5 protein-coding genes are annotated in these 8,749 nt (G+C 67.7%); all 5 read right to left on the reverse strand.

The window, feature by feature from the left end:
- Window positions 1-52 precede the first annotated feature (52 nt).
- Complete coding sequence (locus ENE75_RS24230) at window positions 53-1,855, reverse strand: replication endonuclease (protein WP_128201612.1); 1,803 nt, start codon at window positions 1,853-1,855, stop codon at window positions 53-55.
- 200 nt (window positions 1,856-2,055) lie between these two features.
- Entirely contained in the window at window positions 2,056-2,922 is an 867-nt protein-coding gene (locus tag ENE75_RS24235; protein ID WP_128201614.1) for a hypothetical protein, read from the reverse strand.
- A 726-nt stretch (window positions 2,923-3,648) separates the two neighbouring features.
- Window positions 3,649-3,873, reverse strand: coding sequence for a hypothetical protein (locus ENE75_RS24240; RefSeq protein ID WP_128201616.1), 225 nt, complete (start codon window positions 3,871-3,873; stop codon window positions 3,649-3,651).
- Window positions 3,874-3,910: 37 nt separating this feature from the next.
- Window positions 3,911-4,315 (reverse strand): hypothetical protein, encoded by a 405-nt coding sequence (locus ENE75_RS24245; protein ID WP_128201618.1) that lies wholly within the window; start codon window positions 4,313-4,315, stop codon window positions 3,911-3,913.
- Entirely contained in the window at window positions 4,303-8,415 is a 4,113-nt protein-coding gene (locus ENE75_RS24250; protein ID WP_158289087.1) for an RHS repeat-associated core domain-containing protein, read from the reverse strand. The genes ENE75_RS24245 and ENE75_RS24250 overlap by 13 nt, the downstream gene beginning before the upstream one ends.
- Between the last annotated feature and the right edge of the window lie 334 nt (window positions 8,416-8,749).

Below are 8,749 nucleotides of genomic sequence, written 5' to 3' on the forward strand. Positions count from 1 at the left end.
TTCGTCTTTGAGGAAGAAGGACGGGCACCGCCCGTCCCTTGGAACACTATGACTAACTATCCCCATCGACCCGTGGGCGATGGCTGGCCTTCGCAGTTTTATCCCCGGCAGGCGCGGCTGCACTTACCTTGCCTTTCGTCGTCTCGTCCTTCGCGACGAGCTCCCAGGTGACCGAGCGCGTTTCCACGCGCTCCAGCACCACCGGCGCGCCTTCGTCGCTGCACGCGCCGGGCTGCACCAGCTCCACGCCCTTGATGCGCGAGCCGGTCTCGCCGTAGCGCGTCGTCGTCGGCTCCGTATAAATCCGCGCCTTGCTCGGCGCGTCGGCGCCGAGTTCGAGCTGCTCAGGTCCAGCCACGGCCGCCAGGCCGCCCAGCGCCTTGAGGAAGCCGTAGGCATCGCCGCGCTGCTCGTCGGCATTGACGTGGCCTTCGGCCTCGCCGCCGCGCGCCAGGCGCCACAGCTTCTTCAGCTCGGGCTCGGCCGGCGCCTTCTTGATGCGGCGCAGCTCGTCCCACAGCGTCAAGCAGTTCCTGATGCCGAAGAGCTGGAAGCTGCGCATGCGCCACACCGCGCGGTGCGCGTCCACGCTCTGCAGCGTGCGCAGCTCCTTGCGCGCCTCGGTCGCGCTGCGCTTCTTCGCCGGACCAGGCGCAGCCTGCGAGTTCGGACCCAGCGGCGCAGCCAGGCCCTCATAGCTCAGCTCGGGCAGCACCGCCTTGAGCACGTACTTGAGGATGTAGCTCGCACCGCTGCCCTTGCTGCGGTCGATGATGCTCACGTCGACCTGCGCGCCTTCTTTGCGGCGCAGCTTGCGGTGCAGCCCGTGCAGCGCGTCCTCGCGCGTGTCGATGATGACGTCGCCACCGTCGCGCGCATCGCGGCGCAGCTTGAGCTTGCCGGGGAAGTACTTCAGGAACGCGGCCAGCACCGCGCGCTCGTGCTGCGGGTCGTACATCAGCCAGTGGTGCCGGTGCGGGCAGCCGTCCGCGTGTGGCTCGCCGGCCCACAGGCCGCTGAGCTTGATGCCCTGCTTGTCGAGGTCGCGCCGGATGCTCTGGAAGCGCGCACCCAGCTCGGCGTTCGCCTCGCGCGGGAACGCGCCGTTCCAGCGGTGGCCCTCGCGCTTGAACTCGGGGTTCGCGTGCCACTGGCCTTCGAGCGTCGTCGTCAGCAGCGCGACCGTCAGGCCGGCATCGACAGCCAGGCGGTCCATCGCGGCGATGAAGGCGTACAGCTTGCTGAGCTTCTGGTGCGCACCCTTGACCACCTGGGCCAGCGGCAGCTCCACGAGCTGGCCGTCGATGAAGCCGCGCAGCATCGTGTTCTTGAGCCACTCTTCCTGCTTGACGAGCTGCATCTGCCGGTGCTCGCGGGCGCCTTCGCTGCAGTATTGGCGGGCACCTTTGCCGACCAGGCCGAGCTGCAGGTGTAGCCGCTCGCGCGCTTCGCGCACGCGGCGCACGAGGAAGCGGCGCCAGTATTTGGGGTCGCGCACGCGCTTGGCCTGAGCGTCCAGCGTCTGGCCGGGCACCGGCTCGCCGAAGCGCCGCTCGGCCGCCGCGACCAGGCGCGCATCGGCGCCGGGGTGCGGCTCGTGCTGGCTCAGCTCGTGGAGCTGCCACGGCAGCACCTGCGCCGCGTCGCGCAGCTCCTGGTGCGTGCTGCTGAGGTACTGCAGCACGGGCGCCGCGTGCGCGAGCAGCTCGGCGAGCCAGTCGCGCCAGTTCGGCGGGTCGGCCAGCAGCGAGGTCTGCGCAGGTTGGAACGGGGTGTCGGGGGTCTTGCCCTCGGCGTGTTGCTCGTGGGCGGTTTGGATGGCCGAGGCGATGGCGCTCGGCAGGCGGTGACGCATTTAAAGGCTCCGTGCAAGGGGAGCCGCGTCTAAGAACGTCTGCTTAGCCTTTAGCCTTCGCGCCGGCCGCGTGTGGCCGGGCCAGGAAGCCCAACGGCCCCTTGCGGGGCCGTTGGGGGAGCGTCGGTGCGCTCCGAATCAGGTTTGCACGGTGGCCTCATCGAGTCGGTGAGGTGTCCTGCCCGGTATAGCGGGCGGTTTTATACGGGCTGCGTTTTGCTCTGCAGCGTCAAGCGCTCTTCGCTGCAGCCGCGCCACGTGAGCGGCAGGCCCAGGCTCACGCGGGCCAACGTGATGCGGCTGGCAAGCAGCGCCTGGTCGGCGTTGTTGTAGCGCTGCCAGCGCTCGCGCGCAGCGCGGGCGATGCGCCCGGCGTGGTTCTGCTCGGCGTCGAAGACGACGAACAGGCCGGCCAGCACGAAGGGCAGCTCGGGGTGCACCTTGCGGCCGACGTGCTCGGCCAGTGCGGCGATGCGCATGAGTTCCTGCGTGGACTTCGGCGCGGACTCGGTTTCGGCGAGCCACAGGCGTTCGCCTCTCACGAGCACCGCGTCAGGGAGCTTGCCGTAGCGCTTGAGCAGTTGCTGCGCAGTCACGGGCGCGCGGCCGGTGGCGTTGGCGTTCATCAGCGCGTACTCGGAGAAGGTCTCGAAGCCCTCGCCGCGCTTGTGCAGGCACCACCGCGCCGTCAGCGCGTTGTGCGTGAACGTGGGGCCGCTGACGCTGGCCAGGTCCAGGCCGTGCCGGGCTTCGATGCCGCGCACTTCGAGCGTGGCGGCACCGGGGCGCGTGAGTACGTAGCTCAGGCCGCCGTGGCAGTTGCGCCTGGGCATCAGCTCGCCACTCTCGACCAGGCTGCGCACGGTGCGCTGTGCCATCTGCTCGGCGTACTTCGCGCTAGGCCAGCACGCGGCGGCCAGGTCGCTGCAGCGCAGGTGGCCGTGCTCGGCCACGGCCTGCAGCACGCGCAGGCGGTTCATCGCCGCGCGTTCGCGCGACGTGGGTCGCTTCGGGGGCGGCGCCGGTGGGCGCAGCAGCCCGCCCAGCACGTCGGATGTCACTCGCATGGTCTGCACCTCGCATCGGTCGATGCCAGGTGTAGCCATCGCTCGGGAGCGTCTTGCGCCGCGTCTGTCGCCCGCAGATGCTCGCAGCAGACGCTGCCAGCACCTACGGACTCCGGGCGGTCGAACGTGTGCTCTTCGGCGGCTGGGGCCGCACGCACACTCGCTGGGCTGGACGCCCATCGTCACCCGTCATTGGCGCCGCTGCCTGCACGCCACACCGCCTTCGTCGGCGTGTCGCGCAGGAAGCCACCCCGCGATGCGAGCAGCGTTCTCCGTGGCCGTCGCTCGCTTCGAGGCTGGACGCCTCGCCGCACCCCGGGGTGGCTTCCTGCGCTGCGCTCCGTCAGCGGCGGGCTTCGTTCGCTGTGCTCTCTGCACCCCAACCTCATGCGTTCGCGTGGGCGCGAACCCGGCGCTTGGACCGCGCCTGCACGAGGTCGGCCCCCGCAAGCGCTGCGGGTCTGTCCGTGGGCGGCCAGGACCCTTCGCGTCAGCACCGGCGCCGGCCGGTGCTGCCCGCTGTCCTGCGGCAGCGGCTCCATCAACAGCCACCCATCCCCCCGCCCTTCCCAGGGAAGGGGGCGAGTCGCCCTCTGCCGTCACGGTGCCCGCCAGGAACCCCGGAAGGCACCGCTCACGGCAAGCGTTGGCCGGCGCGCAGCCGCATCAAGGCCGAGCCCTTCGGGTGGCCACCGGCCAGCCTGGACACGGCCGCACGCCTCGAACTCAGCGGCGCCAGCGTTGCAGCGCCACGAACAGCTCCAGGTGCCGCAGCTCGCGCTCGCCCAGGTGCTGCGCTTTGCTGTGGATGGCCTCGGCCAGCGAGGCGAGCACGCCCTGCGGCGTGCCGCTCAGCGCCGGTTCAGCGAGGCCGGCGTCATCGAGCAGGCGCACCGGCTCCGCGCCGTCAGCGTCGAAGAGGTACCAGGTGGGTGAGGGTTGCAGGTGCATGGCATGGAGCGAAGTGGTTCGCTCCATGTAGCGACCTTCAGCCAAGGGGCACAGCGGCCGGAACGAGCGTCATCCCCACGATGCGCGAGGTCGAACCGTCAACTGCACGAACGTCTGCGGTTACCACGCGCCACACCCCAGACGAACTGCGCAAGTGAACCTCGATGATTGACGAGCCCTTACTTCCGTTGACCTCGAAGGTGTATTGAGCCTCCCCTCCATTGGAGGAAGAGACCGCCTGAAATCCTTCCCAGAATTTGAACTCAACACGCGTCACCGGGCCTACGACAGAGGCAACGCGCGCATCAGACGCAAGGAATCGCTCAGCCGCTTTGTACGAGTCGCTATGCCGCTCAGTGAAGTACAGCACGGCAAATAGAAGCGATGCGAAAACGATGAGCGCGACGATGTGCCGCGCCTTCGGCACCATCAGCCGCCACACGTGCATCCCCCTTGAGCGCTGCCGCCACCCGACAGCGTGAGCTGACCTCCACCAGACACGCTCGCATTGATGCCCGTAGCTACGTCCTTCAGGCTGGCGTTCTTCGTCACGCCACGGTAGAGGTCGTTACTACAGGAATTCGCATTGCGCCCAAGGTTGCCGCCCAAGCTCGCGCTAACTGGACCCGCGCGGGCCGACGCTTGCGCATACACCCCGTAGCCGAGGGTCCAAGACGAACCCGAACAAGAGCAATAGCCAGGCGCTTGCCCGAGCGGGTTATACGAGGCGCCTCCACCGATGCCCCATCCAAATTGCACGGATGCGAAGCCCGAGCCATTGGGGTTCTGACCGAAGGTCACCTGGCCGCCAATGCCAGGGAAGAACCCGAACGTTACCGACCAAAGGCCGAGCGGGTCGGTGTTAGACAACGGGTTGCCCAGCGCGTATGCATATGTGTTGATACCCCCGGCCAGGCCAATCGGGTCACTCTGGGTATACCGCCCCACCGAAGCATCGTAGTACCGATGCCAGTTCTGCCAAAGCCCGGTCTCGGTGTCGAGGTACTGCCCGGGAAACCCCAGGTTCATGTGGCCGATGGAGGTGGTGTGGATGCTGCGGTCGAAGGCGGCGTTGACGGCGCGCCAGACCACGGTGCCCGAGGCGTTGGTCATCGACTGAGGGCGGCCGAGCTGGTCGTTGTGGCTGGCGTGGAAGGTGGCGCCGCGCTCGATGGCCAGCAGCTCGCCGCCCAGCCAGACGTAGCTGGTGGGGGAGGTGCCGTCCTCGTAGAGCAGCTCGCCGCCCGGGCCGTGGATGTATCGCTGCGTGCCCGCGGCGGTGGACTTGGCGTTGCGCTGCCCGAAGGCGTTGTAGGTGTAGGTGCCCAGCACCGTGCTGCCGTTCCTGGCCTGGGCCAGCCGGTTGAAGTCGTCGTAGACATAGGCCCGGTTGCCCAGGGCGCCGACGTCCGACAGCAGGTTGCCCGCATCGTCGTAACCCAGGCTGCGGCTGCTGCTGCCGGTGATGGCTGCGAGCTGGTTGGCGTACGGGTCCGGCGTCAACGTGAACGACTGGCTGGCCCGTGTGTGTGCCGTGCGGTTGCCCGCGGTGTCCCAGCCGAAGCTCTGGTTGTCGCCGCTGCGCGTGACGGTCTCGAGGCGGTCGTTGTCGTCGTAGGTGTAGCTGGCACTCCAGCTCGAGCCTACGCTGTCGGTGACGGAGCGGATGGTGTTGGTGGGGTTGTACGCAAAGTCCAGCTTCAGCGGCGCGGCACCGGTGGCGCTGGCCAGCTGGGTGATGCGGCCGTCGGCGTCGCGCGTCACCAGCCGCAGCCACCCGTTGCCCCACTTCCAGGCGTAGCGCTGGTCGGTGGCCGGCTGGTACAGGAAGTGGCTGGCCAAGGTGGGCCAGCTGCTGCGGTTGGTGCTGACGGAAGACACACGACCGTAGGCGTCGTATCCGTAGGACAGCCGCATGCCGTTCGGGTACGTCATCTGCGTGAGTCGGCCCGATGCATCGTAGGCCCACGCCACGCTGTAGGTGCCAGAAGTCCCGACCACGGTGCCTTGCGAGCTGATCTGGCCGTCGGCGTTGTACGCGTAGGTGACCGACCCGCCGGGGCTGCTGGCCTGGTGCAGGCGGCCGATGCCGTAAGTGGCGGTGTCGTGCACGAAACTCTCGGTGCTGGAACCCGACGTGCGTGAGAGCAGGCGGTCCAGCGCGTCCCAGGTGTGGCTGAACACCAGGCCGTTGGCCAGGGTCTCCGTGGCCAGGCGGCCTGCGCTGTCGTAGCTGTAGGTGGTCACGCCGGTGTCCGGGCTGGTGCGGGTGAGCACCTGGCCGAAGCCGTTGTAGGTGTAGGTGGTGACGAGCTGTCGGGGATCCTCCACCTGCCACAACATGCCCTGCGCATCGTAGCGGTAGCGCGTGATGCCGCCGTCGGCCGCGTTGACCCGCGAAAGCCGGTTCTGCGCGTCGTACTGGAAACTGGTGGATCGTGTCACGCCGGGTGCGACCGTCTCGATCCTGCCCACGACGTTGCGGTTGCCGTCGTAGACGTACTGCGTCTCCTGCCCGTCGTTGCCCAGCACGGCGCAGACCTGGTCGTCGCACCCGCGCACGGCGTGGCTGCTGAAGACGCCAGAGGTTGACCCAGCCGGATTGCCGCCACTGACCACCGGCACGCGCCGCGTGGACTGGTGGGTCTCGGTCAGGCTCGGGATGTCGAAGCTGCGGTCGACGAACTCGTTGAGTGCGTTGCCCGTGCGCACCAGGCGCCCTGCGTCGTTGTAGCGGAAGCGGTCGATGCGCCCGGAAGGGTGCACGATGTCGGTCACCTGGCGGTCGCCGTTGTAGACCCACTGCGTGACGCGGTTGCCCGTGGGCAACGCCTGCGTGGCCGACAGCAGGTTGCCGTTGTCGTGGTAGGACAGGCTGGTAGCGATGCCGTTGGGGTCCACCGACTGCCCCGGCTGGCCATTGCCGTTGAACAGCCCCCAGGTCTGCACATGGCCTGCGGGGTTCGTCAGCTTGGTCAGGTTGCCCTTGGTGTCGTACTCGCGCTGGGTCACTGCCCACTGTCCGCCGGGCAGCGCTCGAGAGACCGTGGCTTTCTTGAGCCGCGTCTGGTTCGGGCTGGCGTGGAAGCTGTAGTCGTAGACGACTTGGCGCTGAGCACTCGCCAGGTGGTCGGTCCAGGTTTCGGAGGCCAATTCGCCGAAGGCCATGCCGCTGGTCTTGTACGTGTACTGCACGCTCTGGTAGACCGCCCCGGTGGAGCCCAGGTATTCCACCTGGGTGATCTTGGCCCGCTCCCAGGAGCCGTCCCAGGTGTAGCGCTGTGTCAGTGCCTCGGCCGTGCCTGCGGCTGTGGTCTTCTCCAGCAGCAGCCCGTTGGTATCGTAGGTGTACTCGGTCTTGTTGCCGTTGAAGTCGGTCTCGTAGTCCAGGTAGCCGTTGCTGTCGTACTTGGCCGTCTTCGCGCGGAAGAAGCACGACGCACCGGCCTGGCCGGTGGACTGGATCAGCTTCTTCTCGCCGTTGACCGTCTGGAACAGGTAGGTGGTCGTCGGGCGCTTCGGGCTGGTGACGGCCGTGCTGTTCGTGCCGTAGGACAGGATGTCCGTGTCCTCGCCATCGACCGGGCCGCTGGAGATCACGCGCTTGAGCGCGTCGTACTGGTAGCTCGTCTTGCGCACGCCGTTGATGGACACGCCTGTCAGCAGGGTTGCGTCGCGGGCATCTTCGTAGTGGTAGGTCCGCACGTCCTGCGGCGAGCCGGGCGATCTGACACGCTCCAGCTGCCCGTTCGCGTCGTACTCGTAGACCCAGTTCTTGTTCGCCGCGTCGCGCACGTTGGTGACGCGGCCATTAGTCCAAGTCAGCACGATGGTGGCCCCAGCACCGTTGCTGATGGTGGCGGGTCTGCCGCTCGAGTACGTGTACTGCAGCAAGGTGGTGCCGGCCGCGTTGCGGATGGACGTGAGGTTGCCGCTCGCATTGAAGGCATAGCGCCTGTCGTTGCGCCAGAGCTCCCAGCTCGCGTTGATGAAGCTGTAGTAGAGCCGGCCACGGTCCGAGTTGGCGTTGACGCCGTACTCCCCCACGTAGCCGGGCGGCGTGCTGAACTTGTAGACGGCGCCGTCGGTCTCGGTCAACGTGGCGTCCCGCGGCGCGCAGGGGCCGCCGGGTTCGCAGATCTGCTGCGTGGACCATACGATCTTCATCGGGTCCAGCGATGACTTCCAGCTCAGGCCGAAGAGCCTGCCGCTGCGCATGCGGCTGCGGTAGGTGCGCGACAGCTCGAACCCGTAGTGCCCGCCGATGGCGAAGTCGTCCTGGGCCAGGTACTTCTCGCCAGTGGACAGGACGACCGGGTTGTCGGTGCAGGGGCCGGTCTTGGAGTTGTCTTCGGAGGAGGGCTTGGCTTTGGCGCCGCCGCTTCCGCCGGTCAGGCTACCGTGCCCGCTGACATGTCCGAGTCCCTTGAGCGCCTTGCCGTTCTCCTGCTTCTCCGGCTCCGGACGTTGGCCCGTGACGATAACGACCTGCTGGTCCTGAGCCGCAACCTGAGCATTGGCCAGGAGCAAGAGACCGGTCAAGCAGGCACCAAGCCCTCTTGACCAGATCAGCTTGGCTCCGTGGTCGCCATCAGTGCCTCCCCACCCATCCCCGAATTCGGGCCGAACCCGTGTGTGCTTGACCACTTCGTCCATAGGCCTCCCTGCCTGATCCTTGTTGATGGTTCGCATCCAGGATCTCCCCTGATGCACTGCGGATCGTGCAGAAACGGCGAGCCGTCGGCACCTGACAAACCTGATAGTTGACACATCACGGACCTACCGGCTTACCGCACGCAATACAAGCCACGCGACCGCGGCAGATTGGCACCATGTGGCCCCTCACCGCCGCTGCAACCCTCGAGGCATCGTCGCT

The sequence above is a fragment of the Rubrivivax albus genome, from assembly GCF_004016515.1.
In the GTDB taxonomy this organism is placed as follows: domain Bacteria; phylum Pseudomonadota; class Gammaproteobacteria; order Burkholderiales; family Burkholderiaceae_C; genus Rubrivivax; species Rubrivivax albus.

What these genes read in the sequence shown, in the direction of transcription:
- ENE75_RS24230 (WP_128201612.1), bottom strand. Translation starts at nt 1,855, where the DNA reads ATGCGTCACCGCCTGCCGAGCGCCATCGCCTCGGCCATCCAAACCGCC.
- ENE75_RS24240 (WP_128201616.1), bottom strand. Translation starts at nt 3,873, where the DNA reads ATGCACCTGCAACCCTCACCCACCTGGTACCTCTTCGACGCTGACGGC.
- ENE75_RS24235 (WP_128201614.1), bottom strand. Translation starts at nt 2,922, where the DNA reads ATGCGAGTGACATCCGACGTGCTGGGCGGGCTGCTGCGCCCACCGGCG.